Origin of the sequence: Saccharothrix coeruleofusca (assembly GCF_014648515.1) — a bacterium.
Taxonomy (GTDB): Bacteria; Actinomycetota; Actinomycetes; order Mycobacteriales; family Pseudonocardiaceae; genus Actinosynnema; species Actinosynnema coeruleofuscum.
The window spans coordinates 69,188-84,930 of sequence record NZ_BMRG01000013.1; the positions used below are offsets into that span (position 1 = coordinate 69,188).

Annotated in this window: 13 protein-coding genes, 2 pseudogenes and 2 CRISPR repeat arrays; of the genes and pseudogenes, 6 read left to right on the top strand and 9 right to left on the bottom strand. The window is 69.0% G+C overall.

Going from position 1 to position 15,743, the window contains the following annotated elements:
- The 5 genes and pseudogenes from IEZ00_RS26090 to IEZ00_RS26105 all read left to right on the top strand — a co-directional run.
- The coding region (locus IEZ00_RS26090) for a S1 family peptidase (protein ID WP_189225980.1) at nt 1-889 on the top strand (889 nt) is incomplete at its 5' end.
- Between the two features lie 150 nt (nt 890-1,039).
- On the top strand, nt 1,040-1,786 hold the full coding sequence (locus tag IEZ00_RS26095) for a hypothetical protein (RefSeq protein ID WP_189225981.1): 747 nt from the start codon (nt 1,040-1,042) through the stop codon (nt 1,784-1,786).
- A gap of 107 nt (nt 1,787-1,893) precedes the next feature.
- Nucleotides 1,894-2,343: a helix-turn-helix domain-containing protein gene (locus tag IEZ00_RS37170; protein WP_229796100.1), complete on the top strand. Its 450-nt coding sequence runs from the start codon at nt 1,894-1,896 to the stop codon at nt 2,341-2,343.
- 120 nt (nt 2,344-2,463) lie between these two features.
- The gene (locus tag IEZ00_RS37175) at nt 2,464-2,991 is read left to right on the top strand and encodes an integrase core domain-containing protein (RefSeq protein ID WP_229796101.1); all 528 of its coding nucleotides are present in this window, start codon (nt 2,464-2,466) and stop codon (nt 2,989-2,991) included.
- A 29-nt stretch (nt 2,992-3,020) separates the two neighbouring features.
- A pseudogene (locus tag IEZ00_RS26105) lies at nt 3,021-3,255 on the top strand (transposase); the annotation flags it as partial.
- 432 nt (nt 3,256-3,687) lie between these two features.
- Nucleotides 3,688-4,664: a CRISPR direct-repeat array (repeat unit 37 nt; unit sequence GTTGCGATCCCCACCAGCTCCGGAGGGCTGGTGCTGC).
- A gap of 148 nt (nt 4,665-4,812) precedes the next feature.
- Here IEZ00_RS26105 and cas2 read toward each other — a convergent pair.
- Genes cas2 through cas3 form a run of 7 tightly spaced genes read right to left on the bottom strand, consistent with a single transcriptional unit; the run spans nt 4,813 to nt 12,320 of the window.
- Nucleotides 4,813-5,103 carry a CRISPR-associated endonuclease Cas2 gene (gene cas2, locus IEZ00_RS26110; RefSeq protein WP_189225982.1) on the bottom strand — a complete coding sequence of 97 codons (291 nt, stop codon included), beginning with the start codon at nt 5,101-5,103 and terminating at the stop codon, nt 4,813-4,815.
- Nucleotides 5,103-6,119: a type I-C CRISPR-associated endonuclease Cas1c gene (gene cas1c, locus IEZ00_RS26115; RefSeq protein WP_189225983.1), complete on the bottom strand. Its 1,017-nt coding sequence runs from the start codon at nt 6,117-6,119 to the stop codon at nt 5,103-5,105. Before cas1c ends, cas2 begins: the two co-directional genes overlap by 1 nt.
- Nucleotides 6,112-6,747: a CRISPR-associated protein Cas4 gene (gene cas4, locus IEZ00_RS26120; RefSeq protein WP_189225984.1), complete on the bottom strand. Its 636-nt coding sequence runs from the start codon at nt 6,745-6,747 to the stop codon at nt 6,112-6,114. The genes cas1c and cas4 overlap by 8 nt, the downstream gene beginning before the upstream one ends.
- An 11-nt stretch (nt 6,748-6,758) precedes the next feature.
- On the bottom strand, nt 6,759-7,634 hold the full coding sequence (cas7c, locus tag IEZ00_RS26125) for a type I-C CRISPR-associated protein Cas7/Csd2 (RefSeq protein WP_229796102.1): 876 nt from the start codon (nt 7,632-7,634) through the stop codon (nt 6,759-6,761).
- Nucleotides 7,635-7,672: 38 nt separating this feature from the next.
- Complete coding sequence (cas8c, locus tag IEZ00_RS26130) at nt 7,673-9,463, bottom strand: type I-C CRISPR-associated protein Cas8c/Csd1 (RefSeq protein ID WP_189225986.1); 1,791 nt, start codon at nt 9,461-9,463, stop codon at nt 7,673-7,675.
- Nucleotides 9,463-10,083, bottom strand: a complete 621-nt coding sequence (gene cas5c, locus IEZ00_RS26135) for a type I-C CRISPR-associated protein Cas5c (protein WP_229796103.1) — start codon at nt 10,081-10,083, stop codon at nt 9,463-9,465. The genes cas8c and cas5c overlap by 1 nt, the downstream gene beginning before the upstream one ends.
- 38 nt (nt 10,084-10,121) lie before the next feature.
- On the bottom strand, nt 10,122-12,320 hold the full coding sequence (gene cas3 / locus IEZ00_RS26140) for a CRISPR-associated helicase Cas3' (RefSeq protein ID WP_306344695.1): 2,199 nt from the start codon (nt 12,318-12,320) through the stop codon (nt 10,122-10,124).
- A 319-nt stretch (nt 12,321-12,639) separates the two neighbouring features.
- Nucleotides 12,640-13,829: direct repeats of the CRISPR family, unit length 37 nt; unit sequence GTTGCGATCCCCGCTGGGACGCGAGTCCCAGCGCTGC.
- 410 nt (nt 13,830-14,239) lie between these two features.
- On the opposite strand from cas3, the gene IEZ00_RS26145 reads away from it, so the two are divergent.
- Complete coding sequence (locus tag IEZ00_RS26145) at nt 14,240-14,590, top strand: hypothetical protein (RefSeq protein WP_189225988.1); 351 nt, start codon at nt 14,240-14,242, stop codon at nt 14,588-14,590.
- On the opposite strand, the pseudogene IEZ00_RS26150 reads toward IEZ00_RS26145, so the two are convergent.
- Nucleotides 14,569-14,814, bottom strand: a pseudogene (locus IEZ00_RS26150) (transposase family protein); the annotation flags it as partial. The gene IEZ00_RS26145 and the pseudogene IEZ00_RS26150 overlap by 22 nt on opposite strands.
- Nucleotides 14,815-14,831: 17 nt before the next feature.
- On the bottom strand, nt 14,832-15,740 hold the full coding sequence (locus IEZ00_RS26155; protein WP_189225989.1) for an IS3 family transposase: 909 nt from the start codon (nt 15,738-15,740) through the stop codon (nt 14,832-14,834).
- Nucleotides 15,741-15,743 lie beyond the last annotated feature (3 nt).

Consider the following 15,743-nt stretch of genomic DNA (forward strand, 5'->3'; position numbering starts at 1 on the left):
GTCGGCGTTGGAGTACGACTCGACCCAACCGCCCCGCGACGACCACATGACCTGCACCGCCACTCTGATCGACACCGAGGGGACCGGCTGGGCCCAGTGGGGCCTGACCGCGGCCCACTGCGTGACCAACCCGCCCTCCGGGACGCGGACCTCCGACGCGCCGACGGACGGTCAGGAGCTCCACGGGCCGCCGCTGGTGGTGCCGGTGCAGGACAAGAACTTCCAGCTGCGCACCGGGGCGCTGGACCGCACCCAGGTGCCCGCGCTGGAGATCGCCGCGTTCGTCATCCCGCCCTGGTGGCAGTGGATCCCCGACACCGCCGAGCCGATCGAGACCGCCCCCGGCGCCGACCTGGCCCTGCTGCGGCTGGCCGCGCCGGTGCGGGTACCCGCGGCCACGCTGGCCTCCACCGAACCCCGACCCGGATCGACGCTGACGGTGGTGGGCTGGGGCCGGACGTCCAACGGCTCGGCCGCCACGCCCACCACCGCCTCCCAACTGACGACCGCGGCGCTGCCGCCGGAACGCTGCGCCGCCGCGGTGATCACCCGCCACGACGTGTGCACCGGCAACCCCGGCGACCAGGAGAAGCAGTTCGGGGCCTGCAACGGCGACTCCGGTGGCCCGCTCTACGGCAGGTCCGGCGACCGGTGGGTGCTGACCGCCCTGGTCAGCCGCGCCAGCACCCCGACGTGCGGCATCAGCCCCGACGCGAACACCGGCATCGCCTACTACCGCCCGTGGATCGAGGCGGTGGTGCACGGCACGGTGCGCACCGACCTGCCGCTGACCCCCGCCCAGGGCGGACCGATCCCGCACCCGCGTATCGGGATCACCACCACCGACCCGGTGGAGCTGCCCGACCGCGTCGCCCAGTCCACCTCCTGACCCCGGCGTGGACCGCCCCGGTCGGCCGTGCTCGCCCCGCAAGGGGGGCACGCGGACCAGGGCGGTCCACGCCCGGCCCGACGCGACACCGCCCGCACAGGACCTGCACCACGGCCCCTCGGCGGCCCTGGACGACCACGGAGACCACAAGTGCGCGAAACCCTGCTCGCGGCCTACAACGGGCTCTCACCGGCCGCACAGCGGCTGGTGCGCCTGCTCGACGCGCTGCCGGTGGACCACCTCAGCGAGGCGGACATCATCTGCCTCGCCGCGCCACCACCGCAGCACGCCCCCGACGCCCCACCTGCCCCCGTCCCACCTGCCCCGTCCGCTTCGGCGGCGCGCCGCACAACGTGGACGCGGGCCCTGATCGACGAACTCGTCGCGGCCGGCCTGCTGCAGGCCCGGCCGCCGCACTCCGGCGCCGATCCGCACCCGGACAGCGCCCCGGGGCAGTCCCGCGGGCCGGGACAGTACGGCACGGACCGGTCGACGCGGTGGTGGACGATCCCGCCGCCGGCCCGCGACCTCGCCCACGACCGCGCCGCAGCCGAGGACGACCCGGCTGCGCAGCGGCAGGCCCTGCTGCGGATGGTGGACCTGCGGGTGTGGCCGGCGGTGCTGGCCGCCGGGCTGTGCCTGACCCTGCACCAGCACCGCGGCCGCTACCCCGTGCCGGTCCCCGAGCCGGCCGTGCCGACCGAGGGCCAGGCACGGCGGTGGCTGCTCGATCACACCGGCACCGTCGCGGCCTACGCGCGGCGCCTGTACGCGCTCGGGTACTTCGAGCGGGCCTGGCACCTGGTCAACGGGCTGTGGCCCGTGTGGCTGCTGCGCAAGGACTACGCGCTGCGCTTGGAGCTGGATTTGCTGGCCTGGCACTGTGCCTGCCGATAACCTCATCCATGCAGGTAGAGGACGTACGAAGCCCAAGGGGAGTCGAGCGTTCGCGAGCACGGCTGCCATGCGCTGTGACGTCGGCCGGCACGGCATGATGACCGGCTGTGCTGCTCCGACTGGCCTACCTCGGCGTGACCAACGCCTTCGCGTTGCTGCGCCTGCTGCCCATGAGCGACCGGGACAAGGACACGGAAATCCTGGCGCTGCGCCACCAAATCATGGTCCTGCAACGCCAACTCGGAGACGCCCGTCCACGGTTCTCCCCCGCCGACCGGGCATTCCTCGCCGCCCTGCTGCACCGACTCCCGACGCAAACGCTTCATCGACTCCGACTACTGGTACGCCCGGAGACAGTCCTGCGCTGGCACCGAGACCTCATCGACCGTCGCCACGCAGCCAGATCCCGCCCCAAGCGGCCCGGCCGACCACGAACCATCCGCTCCATCCGACTCCTGGTACTGCGCCTGGCACAGGAAAACCCCGCCTGGGGCTACCGCCGCATCCACGGCGAACTCCTCGTCCTCGGCATCAAGATCGGCGCCTCCACGGTGTAGCAGATACTCCAGGACGCCGAGATCGGTCCGGCCCCCGAGCACACCTCGACGACCTGGTCCACCTTCCTCCGCTCGCAGGCCGAGGCGCTCCTGGCCTGCGACTTCTTCGAGACCCGCACGTTGAACGGAACCCGCCTGTACGTGCTCGCGGTCATCGAACACGCCAGCCGCCGGATCCGCGTCCTCGGCGCCACCGCACACCCCACCGCATCCTGGGTCACCCAAGCCGCCAGGAACCTCGCCATGGACCTCGACGACGCAGACAGCTCCGTGCGGTTCCTGATCCGCGACCGGGACGGCAAGTTCCCGGCACTGTTCGACGCCATCCTCGCCGACGCGGGCATCCAGGTCGTCCTCAGCGGAGTCCGGATCCCGCGGATGAACGCGATCATGGAGCGCTGGATCCACAACTGCCGACGGGAACTGCTCGACCGAACACTGATCTGGAACCAACAGCACCTGCTCCACGTGCTGCGCGAGTACGAGCGCTTCTACAACACCCACCGGCCCCACCAAGGCATCGCCAACGCCCGACCACTACAACCACTGCCACAGCCAGCCCCCGATCAGGCACCCCTCACCCACCTCGACATCCGCCGACGGCAACGACTGGGCGGCATCCTCAACGAGTACCACCACGCAGCCTGACCAGCACGGACGACATTTTCGGCAAGCACAGGGTGATCTGCTCGACCAACGCCATCGAGAGCGTCAACGCCCGCATCCGCCGCGCGGTCAAAGCCCGAGGCCACTTCCGCAGGCGAACAGGCCGCGCTCAAGTGCGTCTACCTGGCCGTGATGAGCCTGGACCCGACCGGCACCGGCCGCAAACGCTGGATGATCCGCTGGAAGCCCGCGCTCAACGCCTTCGAGATCGCCTTCGACGGCCGCCTGGCCGCCGGACGCAAGTAACCCTCTTTAACCCGAGTTACACCGCTCGTTTGACCCCGTCCTGGGCGCCCGGCGCCCGGCGGAACCCATCTCAGTTGCGATCCCGCTGGGACGCGAGTCCCAGCGCTGCCGTGATCTCCCCGGCCGAGCAGATCGCGCTCATGCAGTTGCGATCCCGCTGGGACGCAAGTCCCAGCGCTGTCCGAGAGTGGCCCCGGCGACGAGGCCAGCCCCGGTGAGTTGCAATCCTCGCTGGAACGCGAGTCCCAGCGCTGCCGGTGCCCCCGGCCAGCACCATCACGATCTGCTGGTTGCGATCCCGCTGGGACACGAGTCCCAGCGCTGCCCTGACGGGTTCCGGGTGCTGGTGCTGGACTGCGAGTTGCGATCCCGCTGGGACGCGAGTCCCAGCGCTGCTTCCATGACGCACGAACCACCGTCGCTGACGGCGCTGTTGCGATCCCCACCAGCTCCGGAGGGCTGGTGCTGCCGTAGAGCAGTTCGTCGTACTCTCGGCGCCCCGCGTTGCGATCCCCACCAGCTCCGGAGGGCTGGTGCTGCTTCGACCACGTGGAGGACGGCGGACGCGAGGCCTGGGTTGCGATCCCCACCAGCTCCGGAGGGCTGGTGCTGCGCGGGACCACCATGGACGCCACTCCCGACAGCAGGGTTGCGATCCCCACCAGCTCCCGAGGGCTGGTGCTGCCCCGCTTGGGGCTGTCGTCGCACCAGTGGCGCTCGTTGCGATCCCCACCAGCTCCGGAGGGCTGGTGCTGCCCGAGTCCAGCTCTACACCGCCGCACCGCCGCGCCGTTGCGATCCCCACCAGCTCCGGTGGGCTGGTGCTGCACGTCCGCCAGCGCACCGTGCGGTTCATCCCCTCGTTGCGATCCCCACCAGCTCCGGAGGGCTGGTGCTGCTTGACGTGCGGGTTGTCCGACAGCTTCGAGGGGATGTTGCGATCCCCACCAGCTCCGGAGGGCTGGTGCTGCGACTCATGAGGTGCCGCGCGTCCACCGGAGTAGTCCGTTGCGATCCCCACCAGCTCCGGAGGGCTGGTGCTGCCAGCAGGCGGGCGTTGGCGAGCTGCCAGTGCACCTCGTTGCGATCCCCACCAGCTCCGGAGGGCTGGTGCTGCTCATCGGCGACGCGGTGGACTGGCTATGGGAGAAGATGTTGCGATCCCCACCAGCTCCGGAGGGCTGGTGCTGCCAGGTCGGCGGACGCACCTCCAAGTCCGGTGGCCGCGTTGCGATCCCCACCAGCTCCGGAGGGCTGGTGCTGCCTCGGGACGCGGACGCCATGCGCCGCTACCCCAAGTTGCGATCCCCACCAGCTCCGGAGGGCTGGTGCTGCCGGTGCGCGCCCGGTCGGACTCGCTGGGGAGCGCGTCGTTGCGATCCCCACCAGCTCCGGAGGGCTGGTGCTGCGCTGCCTGAGCAGCGATGACGCTTTTGGAAGCTGCCATGAACACTCTCACTTCCCACTGAATGAGATGACACGCCGTGATGAAGTTCGGGACCTGGCGGCGTGTCGGAACACGCTTGGGGTTCCGAAGTCGGAGGGCTGTGGCTGTCATCAGATGATCAGCGGGTCGTGGTGTGCTGCGTCGATGGCTGCTCCGAGGTGTTTGGCGGTGTGGAAGGTGCCGCGGTCGAGGTGGTAGATGCGTACCGAGTCGAGGGTGGGGTCGATGGTGGCTTGGAGGTGTGCTTCGAGGTGCAGTCTCTGGGGTGGGGTGCAGACGACTTCGAAGACCGATTTCTGGACTCTGTGGCCGATGCCTTCGCAGATTTTGGCGACGCGGCGCAGTCGTCGTTCGCCTTCGGGTGTGGTGGTGTCGACGTCGTAGGTGATGAGCAGTTCCATCAGGTGAGCGTCCAGGGTTGGTAGGTGTCGGTTGTTCCGCGCAGGTGGCGGGCGAGCAGGCGTGCTTGGACGAGTGGGATGAGGGCTGCGGGGATGTCGCGTCCGAGGGTGGCGTGTGGCCAGGTTCGCTCGCGGGCTTTGCTCCAGTGTTCGAGGAAGGTCTTGCGTCCGTCTTCGGTGAGTTGGACGGCGCCGCCGGGCAGGGTTTGGGTGTGTCGGTCGGTGATCTGTCCGCGGTTGAGCAGGGTGAGCACGAGGCGGTCGACCAGCAGTGGTCGCAGTTCTTCCATGAGGTCGAGTGCGAGTGCCGGTTTGCCTGGCCGGATGCCGTGGAGGTAGCCGATGAAGGGGTCGAGTCCGACTTGTTCGAGGGCGCCGTGGACGGCGACGCGGAGCATGCCGTAGCCGAAGGACGGCAGGCAGTTGACAGGGTCGGTGGGTGGTCTGCGGGTTCGGCCGGTGGCCACGCCGGGTGTGAGTTGGTCGAGTGCTTGGAAGTAGGTGCGTGCGGCTTGGCCTTCGACGCCCAAGACTTGGGACAGGGTGGTGGCTTCGGCGAGTTGGGTGAGGGCTTGGGCGTGGTCGTGGGCTGTGTCGCGCAGGCGTTGTTGTCTGGTGGCAGTGGTGTCGCGGGCGGCTCGGAGTAGCAGTTGCCGGTAGTTGTGCAGCTTGCCCGCGACGAAGCTCTTGGCGAGGTGGAGGCGTGGTTCGGGGTTGTCGTGGGTGCGGACTTGGGCGAGCCGGAGGTGGGGGTTGCCGGTGTGGGGTCCGCTGGTGCGGGCGAGGAATCGGCCGTTTCTGGTGATCCAGGTGATGGAGCGGCCGTCGGCGGCGCAGCGGTGGAGGAGATCCTCGGTCAGGGAGACGCCGTTCCAGGCGACGATGTGGTCCAGGCGTACCAGGGGCAGGAGGCGACGTCCCGGCTTGTCGGGGTGTGCGATGCGCAGGGCGTCGCCGTCGAGGTGCAGGCTGGTGCCGGGAGTGGTGGCGAACAGGGTGCGCAGGAGTTCAGTCAAGCCAGTCTCCGTCGGGGCGTGGGGTGAACAGGTCGGCGCCTGCGGGTGTGGCGGCGTCGGGCAGGCAGCCGGGCCGTAGTGAGCAGCGATGGCATCGCTTGTCGTTGACCGGCGGCGGGAGAACGCCGTCCTCGAGTAGTGCGCGGACCGCTTGGGCGGTGCGGTCGACCTTGTCGACCATGGCGTCGTCGACGAGTACGTCGTGGCGGCGCCGGTCCCGCCCGGAGAAGACGGCTCCGTACGGGACCGGTGCTTGAAACATCTCGCGCAGGCAGATGACCTGCGCGGCGACTTGCAGGTCGGCCGGGCCGCCGGGGTGGTAGCGGCCTGATTTGTGTTCGACGGGTGTGGGTCCGTCGTCGGTGAACTGGACGGTGTCGCAGACGCCGTGCACGCCGATCGTGTCGCTCCACACCGGTAGTGAGTGCCAGATCTTGCGGCCTCGGCGGTCATTTCGTGTTCCGGTGTTGTCGACTGCGGCGTGGGCGAGGTCGCCGCGGACGGTGTCGATGTTGGATTCGAAGTAGCCGTCGAGGTGGATCAGCGCCGCCTGCCTCGGGCAGTAGGCGTAGTGCTCGAGTGCGGAGATCGGGATGCTGGTCGCGGTGTCGATCGGTCGGTCGTGCACGGCGTTCCGCCTCAGGCGATGAGCTTGGTGAGGGTGACGCCGTGGGGCAGGTCGTTGTCGTCGACGGAGACGACGTAGTCGCTGAACGCGCGGGGCGGGGCGGCGGGCGTGGTGGGCTCGTCGGGTGAGAGGGGCTTGGCCGGCAGGGCGGTGACGCGTTCGGTGAGGCGGTGGGCGGGGGCGGCGCCGAAGGCGTCGGGGTGGGTGAAGACGTAGAGGCCGCGCGGGGTGAGGGTGCCGCGGGTGGCGGAGCGGTCGTGATCGAACATCATTTCCAGGGTGCGGTAGAGCAGTTCGAGGTCCTTGGCGTCCACGCCGGTCTTGGTGGCGCGGGTGGCGGAGTAGTAGAGCTCAACGCGGTAGAGCCCGTAGGGAACGGTCCACTTGCCGCCCATCTCGGTGGTCTCACCCTTGTCGATGTCTTCCTGCTTGGTCTGGGTGACGCGGGTGATGGCGTGGTCGGCGGGGACGATCGGGTCGATGCTGCGGGCCATGCCGACCTGCAGCGGGCCGCGGACCTGGCCGAGGGCTCCGGTCTTGCCGACCGAGAGCACGGCGCCGAACAGGCGGATGTCGACGTAGCGATCGCACAGCCAGGCGCGGGCTTGGTCGGCCTGCTCCGGGCTGATCTTGCTCTTGCTGTCGAGCTTGAGGCCGTTGGCCTGATAGGAGGCTTCCAGGCGTGGGTTGAGGGCGTGTCCTGCCTGGACGAAGATGCCGTAGCGGGGATCGTCGCCCGCCGCCAGGGCAAGGGTGTCGCGAATCTTGCGCTTGAGGGCGACGTCGGTGACCAGGCCCTGTCCGGTTTCGTCGTCGGTGCGGGGGCGGTTGCCGGCGTCGGGATCGCCGTTGGGGTTGCCGTCGGTGACGTCGAACAGGAAGACCATGTCGTGGCGGACAGTGGGGTCGAGGTGGGGCTGGGTGGTCATGCGGAGATCTCCTGGGCTGCGTCGGGGGTGGTCTGGTCGGGGGTGGTGCCGGTGGCGCGTTCCTCGGCGCGGCGGCGCAGGGTGTTGAACCGGTGGGCGCGTTGGTGGTGGTAGCCGAGCAGGAACAGGGCCTGCTGGGCGGGGGTGGCGTGGCTGGGGATGCCGGTGCTGGCGTCGAGCAGGCCGAACAGTTCGTCGAGATCGCGTCGGTGGTTGACGCCGGTGCCGCGGCGGGTGCCGCGGAACTTGCGCAGCCAGGCGTCGGCGAGTTTGCGGCCGGAGATGAGGGCGGAGCGCGGGTTGGTCACCGCTCCGGCGAAGAAGCGGTTGGCGTAGGTGGTGTTGAGCTTGCCTTCGAAGGCGTCGTGCTGGATGGCGTCCAACGCGGCGAACAGCCGCCCGGCCACATAGGCGGGCTCGGTGTTGGTCGGGTCGAGTCCGGGCATGGGTTTCTCCGGGGTGTGGGGCGAGCGCATCAGCGCCAGGTGGATCAGTGCCGCGCGTGGGGTGTCCAGGCGCCCGTCGGTGCGGACCCGGTTGAGCAGGTGGGTCAGCAGGGAGGGTGGGAGGGGGATCTTGCGCATCGCGGCATGGAGCAGGTCGCGCTGCACGCCGTCGGGGCGGTCGGCGCCCTTGGCGCCGAGGAAGGCGTAGCGCTTCTCGGTGCGCAGCCATCTGCCGGTGACGCGGACGAGGCGTTCCAGGCTCTGGTGGTCGGGTTCGTCGGGGTGCAGGGTCACCATCTCCAGGTCGGTGAACCATGCCGCGACGTTGTCCTCGATCGTCGTCAGCGGCATCTCCAGCCAGTCGCGGACCATGACGCGGGCGACGTTGCCCCCGACGGTCAGGGCGCAGAACTTGGTCTTGTCGATCTCGGGAGCTCTGTTGCCCGTGCGCACGGAGCGGATCAGGTCGGCCACCTGTTGCGGGTCGGCGTCGAGGATCAGCCTCATGGGGTTGCGTTCGACGGGTTTGGTGACCCACCAGGCCAGGCGGCTGTCCTGGCCGCCGAAGGATGCGGTGTCGGGTGAGTCCAGGACGCGGACCAGGCCGGCGGACAACCTTTCGCCGCAGGTGATGCAGATCGGGGAGCAGGCCAGCTGCGTGGTCAGGTCGTAGCCGAAGACGCGTTCGTTGATGCTGACCAGTGCCGCGTCGTTGGAGGCTCCGGGAACCAGTCGGGCGGGGACCTTGCCCGGCAGGGTGTCCAGCAGTGGAGCAGTCCTGCCGCACACCAGACACAAGCCTTCGCGGCCGCCGCCTTTACGGCGGGCGACTTCGGCGGCCCAGAACGACGCGACCGAGGGGGCCAGGTAGGCGGGGGTGCCGTCGACGGTGATCAGGACCCATTGTTTGGACGCCACGGCCGGGTCCGGCGTCAGGTCCGCCGATGCGCCAGAGGTGTAGAAGGCGGCGACGGCGCGGGCGATGGGGTCGTCGCGGCCCTCCGGGCTGTCGGCCCAGCGTCGGGTCAGGTCGACGAACGCCTCGTGGCACTGCCTGACGCGGTGCGGTTTGCTGTCGGCGTCGGCCCAGCCCAGCACGTACTGGACGTCATCGGCGGCGAGGTTGGGGGCCACGCCGACGGTGCGGACCACCGCGGGCACGGTGTGCTCGGCACCGCGTGGTCGTCCGGCCGCATCCGGTGCGACCAGCGATTCCAGTCCTCGACCAGCCAGGGCTCCGTCGGCGGTGAGGCGCAGTTCCAGGTCGAAACGCAACGCGCGGTGGAACGGCTTGGCCGACGGGTCCTGGGCTGCGTGGTCGACCAGTCGTTTGACCAGCATCAGGCGGCCCCGGTGGCGGGGATGCCCTGTTCGGGCACCCTCAGTACACCGTTGACCAGTTCCGCGTCGAACCAGGTGAACGACGGTGGCGTGGTCGAGTGGTCCACCGAGTGCAGCATCAGCCCGAGCTTCTCGGTGATCGGCTGGGCGGGCCGGTCGTCGGGATCGCCGAAGAACGCGCTGAACTCACGGACGCCCAGGTAGGGCTGGGAGAAGCAGCTGCCGCGGGTGACGCGGCGGCGGAACTGGTCCCGGTAGGCGGCCTCGGGCTTGTCCGAGTTCTTGTCGGGCACGGCGTGGGCGTGGATGCGGTAGGCGACGTCGCGCAGGCACACGGCGTTGCGCTGCACCCGGTTGGCCACCGTGTCGACGCGGCGACGCCCGGAGACCGCCTCGGCCAGCGATGCCAGGTCGGTGGTCTCGTTGCGACGCTGCGTGAACTGCTTGATCTCCGCCAGCACCTCGATGGCCACCACGTCCCACCGGAACTGCGGCTTCCAGTAGATCGACTCCAGTACCCCGACCGCCGCCGACGGCGTCATCACCGGGTAGGAGACCCGCTCGACCTTCAGCTCAGGGCGCGTGAACAGCGCCGCCTCCCCCCACACCTGCACGACCACCGGCGACGCACCCGACGCCGACCGACGCAGTCCAAGATTCACCACACCGTGTCCTCTCCGATCGCTTCCTCGTCCACCCCGACACGGGCGTCATAGCCGCCCTTCCACTCCCACAGGTCGCCCTGCCCGGCGATCACCGGCTCGCACAACGCCCGCACGTGCGGCGCCTCGGCCACCGAGCGGGGCAGCGACACCATGTGGCCGCGCAGCTCTCGCAACACCTGCCCCAGCGACCCGGTACCGGCCCGCAACTGGTTGATCATGGCGGTGACCTGTGCCTGTGGGTCGTAATCGGCCACGATCACCGTCACCGGGTCCTCGTCGATCATCCGGAAGGCCAACCGGCGGTCGCGCGGCGAGCCGGCGCCGTCGCGTTCCGGCCCGTCGGCCACGGCCGGGAAGTTCAAATCCGCACGGTGTTTCTGGATCACGTTGCCGTGTTCGGCCTCGTCAAGGTTCAACCCGGTGTAGAGCGAGCGGTAGTACCGGTCCAGCAGCACCGGGTCGTCCGGATCCCGCCCTGGCCCGAAGATCGCCAGAGTTTTGTCCACACCTGCCCGGTAGAACCGCGGCACCGGCGCGTCGGAGGCGTCGAACACCACCACCCGCCCCGGTCCGGGCAACCGGCCCTCCCGGTTGGCCCGCCCCGCCGCCTGCTGCAACGACTCCGCCGGCGCCAGCGCGCGGAACACCACGGGGAAGTCCACGTCAACCCCGGCCTCGATCAGCTGGGTCGACACGACCAACACCGGCTCGTCGGCGCCCAGCAACGCGCGGATCCGCTCCAGGGTCGCCTCGCGGTGCAGCGGGCACATCCGCGTCGACAGGTGCACCACCTCGACCCGCGCCCGCTCGGCGACCATCCGGAACAACCGGCGGGCCTGGCCCACGGTGTTGACGATCGCCAGCGCCTGCCTGTGCCCCGCGATCCGGTCGGCGATCTGCTCCAGCGTCGGTTTCGGGTCGACCTGCCACTCGTAGCGCACCCGCTTGAGTTTGGTGAACAGCTCCACCGGTGCCTGCACCAACGGCTTGATGTCCAGCGACTTCCACACCCTCAGGTGCTCGAAGCTGGGCTGGGTCGCCGAAGCCAACAGGACCGTGGTCCCGAAGTGCGTGGACAGCACCCGCAACGCGTCCAGGATCGGCACCAGCAACGGCACCGGCAACGCCTGCACCTCGTCCAGCACCACCACCGCGTTGGACAGGCGGTGCAGCTTGCGCGACCGGGCCGGCCTGCGCCCGAACAGCGAGTCGAACAACTGCACCGTCGTGGTCATCACGAACGGGGAGTCCCAGTTCTCCGCCGCCAGCCGCAAGCGTCGGTCGTCCAACTCGGCGTTCGAGTGGTGCTCCAACACCACCTCGTCACCGAGCAGATCCCGGTAGACCCCCGCGTTCTGCTCGGTGATCGTCGTGAACGGCACCGCCACGACCACCCTCGCCTTGCCATGCTTTGCGGCGTGGTGCAGCGCGAATCCCGCCGCGGTCATCGTCTTGCCCGACCCCGTAGGTGCCGGAAGCCGATAGATCCCCGGCTCCTGCAGCGCCAGTCGCACCACGTCCTCGTACAACGCCGCGCGCACGACATCCACCTCGGATGGGCTGACTTCCGTGCCGCGCCTGTCCAGAAGGGCACGGCGGTTGACCTCGAACCGACGGACCAACTCGTCCATGTCCGCAGGTGCAGCCAGGCGCGGCGCTGTCAACCCTTCGGCATGAGCGGCGGTGTCGAGGTGGTCGGCGTCGACCAATGCCGAGAAGACCAAGCGGATACCCATCTCGCCCACCAGCGGGAACTCCGACCACCCTGCGGGCATCAACTCCGGCCCCGTCGTCAACGTCCTGGCCTCGGGCACTTCCGCGAAGAACCGCTCCAGCGTCTCGGTGTCCTGCGGCTCCGGGGACAACTCGACCAGTGACTGCGGCCGACCCAGTCCGCCGTGATGGCCCAACACGGCCATTGCCGCCGCGAGCGCCCGATCACGCACCAGCAACGCGCCAACACGCTTGTGATCGATGCCCACCCGCGCACCCGTCAACGCCACCCGCGCCAACTTGTCCTGCCAGTCGATTGCGCACTTGCCTGCGTCATGGACAAGCCCCAGGCTCCACGCCAACTCCCCCGCACCAAACGGTTCCGCAAAAACACGGGCCAATCGCGCCGTCAAACGGACATGATCGGCCAGCCCATGCCACTGACCGGTTACACCACTGGGACTGTGCGCCCACACCACGAAAACCTTTCACATCGTCGTCCCCCGACGAACGACGCGAGGCTAGAGACCTCCACCGACAAAAACCGATCCCCGGCTCCCCGAAGGCGTCTGAGAACACCCGAATGGAGCAGTGTTCGCCGGAGGTGGCTACTCACCACCATCTCCGGCGAACAGGCGCTCACCGCTGCCACGGCCAGACAGACAGAACAAGTTGCAACCCCGCCCCAGTGGCGGGGGCGGCCAAGGCCCTGGAAACAGGCTTCTTTTATGTCGAATCCGGACACGGTAAGCGAGTAGGTCTCAAATTGGTGTCGGCGAGGTCGCGCGTGGCAGCGCGGTTGCGCCCCCCGCTGGGACGCGAGTCCCAGCGCTGCATATTCTTCAGTTCTTCGCCGATCCGCCTGCCCATGTTGCGATCCCCGCTGGGACGCGAGTCCCAGCGCTGCCCGCCAGCCGGGCCTCCTCGACGATCCCCGCGGCGTTGCGATCCCCGCTGGGACGCGAGTCCCAGCGCTGCCACCGGGATGGGCACACCCAGCGAGCGCACCACGCTGTTGCGATCCCCACTGGGACGCGAGTCCCAGCGCTGCCGGTCTACACCTACCAAATCGGCGACCTGGCCACGTTGCGATCCTCGCTGGGACGCGAGTCCCAGCGCTGCTTCCATCTCGGCGAAGCTCTGGAGGACGTTGGCGATGTTGCGATCCCCGCTGGGACGCGAGTCCCAGCGCTGCCAGCGGCACCGGCTACTGCTACGGCGCCTACGCGGTGTTGCGATCCCCGCTGGGACGCGAGTCCCAGCGCTGCCATTCGCCGAGCACGGGGGCCGGTCCCCAGCCGTTGTTGCGATCCCCGCTGGGACGCGAGTCCCAGCGCTGCAGCGGGAGTTGCTGACCTTCCATCCCGACGTGGTGGTTGCGATCCCCGCTGGGACGCGAGTCCCAGCGCTGCCGGGGCGTCGATGCAGCTGCTGCACTTCTGGCCCAAGTTGCGATCCCCGCTGGGACGCGAGTCCCAGCGCTGCTGCTCTGGGCGCCGGGCGACTTTCCCGACGATCACGTTGCGATCCCCGCTGGGACGCGAGTCCCAGCGCTGCGAGTCCACCAAGCCGACCACGTGCCGGTAGTGCTCGTTGCGATCCCCGCTGGGACGCGAGTCCCAGCGCTGCGAGACCACCCAGGAGACCACCAACCTGCCGGTGTGGTTGCGATCCCCGCTGGGACGCGAGTCCCAGCGCTGCGCGGTGAGCACCGCGCGCTCGCTCTACGACTACTGGTTGCGATCCCCGCTGGGACGCGAGTCCCAGCGCTGCTCACCTCGCGCGAGCTGACCGAGTGGATGGTCTACGTTGCGATCCCCGCTGGGACGCGAGTCCCAGCGCTGCTACGACGCGGGAAGCTCGTGATCGTCCATGACATGTTGCGATCCCCGCTGGGACGCGAGTCCCAGCGCTGCAGGTCGGACCAGGACAGGTCCGCCGCCGCGAGCCGGTTGCGATCCCCGCTGGGACGCGAGTCCCAGCGCTGCGCTGCCTGACCAGGCACAATCCCATACTCACCAACCACAGAACCACCCGACATCCCAAAATCCGAGACGACACGCGAGCCGCAGCTTCAGAACCTCCCGGCGTGTCGTGACACGCTCCAGGTTCCCAACCAGCCGCACAGCCATCTCCATGAGCAACCCAGTTTACGAAACCCAGGGCAGGCCAGAATATGGAAGCGCTCCGGGGCGCCAGCGATCCCACCACGACCGGAGTGCTCCCTTCGGCCTTCTAGTCGCCGGAGCCCACGAGCACCGCCATCACGGGTTGTCCGGCATCGATGGGTCCTCTGGGCATCTCAGCACAAGGCAACCGACGCATTAGGATCGGTTATCCAATTGCTGCCGCAGAGTATGCACCGCTTCCTGCCATCCCGTGTGTCCACGCTGTAGCCGTGGACATGGCGAAGTCGGATGTCCGCCACCTCGTCTCCAGGGGCTCCGATACGCCAACCAGGGCTCGGATAGTCGAGTTGGCCACCGCGATGGCCAGCGACAAGCGGCGTCGCCCCGCAGTGCTCAAGCGCGGAGAGTCCAGCCAATACATCCGCGTCGCCCTGGCCGAACAAGGCGCGTCCACCCTGCACGTTCTGGCCGTGAGCAGCATCCCCGAGGTCATTCGGCATGACGTGTTCACCGACAAGCCGGTGGTGGTGCTGGTACCGGAAGGCGTGGTGCGCGCATCGCAGGACCTGGTCGAACGGATCCGAACAGTGAACCTTTTTCATCCTGCGGTGGTCCCGTAGTTCTGTAGGGCGTGGATGGCCTTGGCCAGGCGGCCAGCACGGTAAGGACAGCAGCGGAGTTTGCGCAGGACGCGCCAGGTCTTGAGTTGGGCGTTGGCGCGTTCACCCGGTCCGCGCAGGCGGGCGTGGGCGCGGTTGGCCTCTTTCTGGGACTGCGGCTCGTGCTTGCCTTTGTACGGGGTGATGACGTAGTCGCCTGTCTCGTCGTAGCTGAGGTTCCCCCGATAACTCGGAGGGTTGATTACCTGGCTCCGGTTGGGGACGCGGGGATGATAGATGGCTCGAGTTGATCGGCGTGCCAGGTGGCCTCGTACTCGTCGGGGCTGAGCCAGCCGAGCTCTTTCTGGATGCGCTGGGTGTTGTACCAGGCGTCGATGTAGCTGAAGATCGCGTTCTCGGCCTTGTCGCGGGTGCGCCACGAGTTCCGGTACACGAGCTCGATCTTCAGCGTGGAGAAGAAGTTCTCCATCAGCGCGTTGTCGTAGGAGTCGCCGACCGAGCCCATCGAGGGCAGGATTCCGTTGTCCTCCAAGCGTTGCGCGAAGCGGATCGAGGTGTAGGTCGAGCCTCGGTCGCTGTGGTGGATCAGCTGCCCGTCACGGACCTCGCGGGACCAGATCGCGTACTCCAGCGCGCCGAGCACGAGGCTGGTGTCGCAGCGGTCGCTGGTCTTCCAGCCCACGATCCGGTTGGAGAAGGCATCACGGACAGCTGCCAGCCAGAAGACGCCCTCGCCGGTGGGGATGCGGGTGGCGTCGGCCACCCACAGCCGGTCCGGGGCCGGGGCGGTGAAATCCCGGTTGACCAGATCCGGCGCCGGCGCCACTGGTGGATCACGGCGGGTCGAGGGTGTTCGCCACTTCTTGCGCAGGAACGCGCCCTGCAGCTCGTGGCCGCGCATCAGCCGCTCGACCCGCTTGCGCGACACCCGGATCTCGCGGCGGCGCAGGGTGGCGTGCACCCGCGGGCTGCCGTAGGTGCCGCCGGAGGTGGTGTGGATGTCCACGATCTCGGCGACCAGTTCCTCGTCCTGGCGCTGGCGCGGTGACGGGTCTGTCTGGCGCTGGACCCAGCCGTAGTAGGTGGAGGAGGCGATACCAAGGACCCGGAGGATGGGCTCGACCCCGAAGCGGCCGCGAAGCTGCTGCACGAG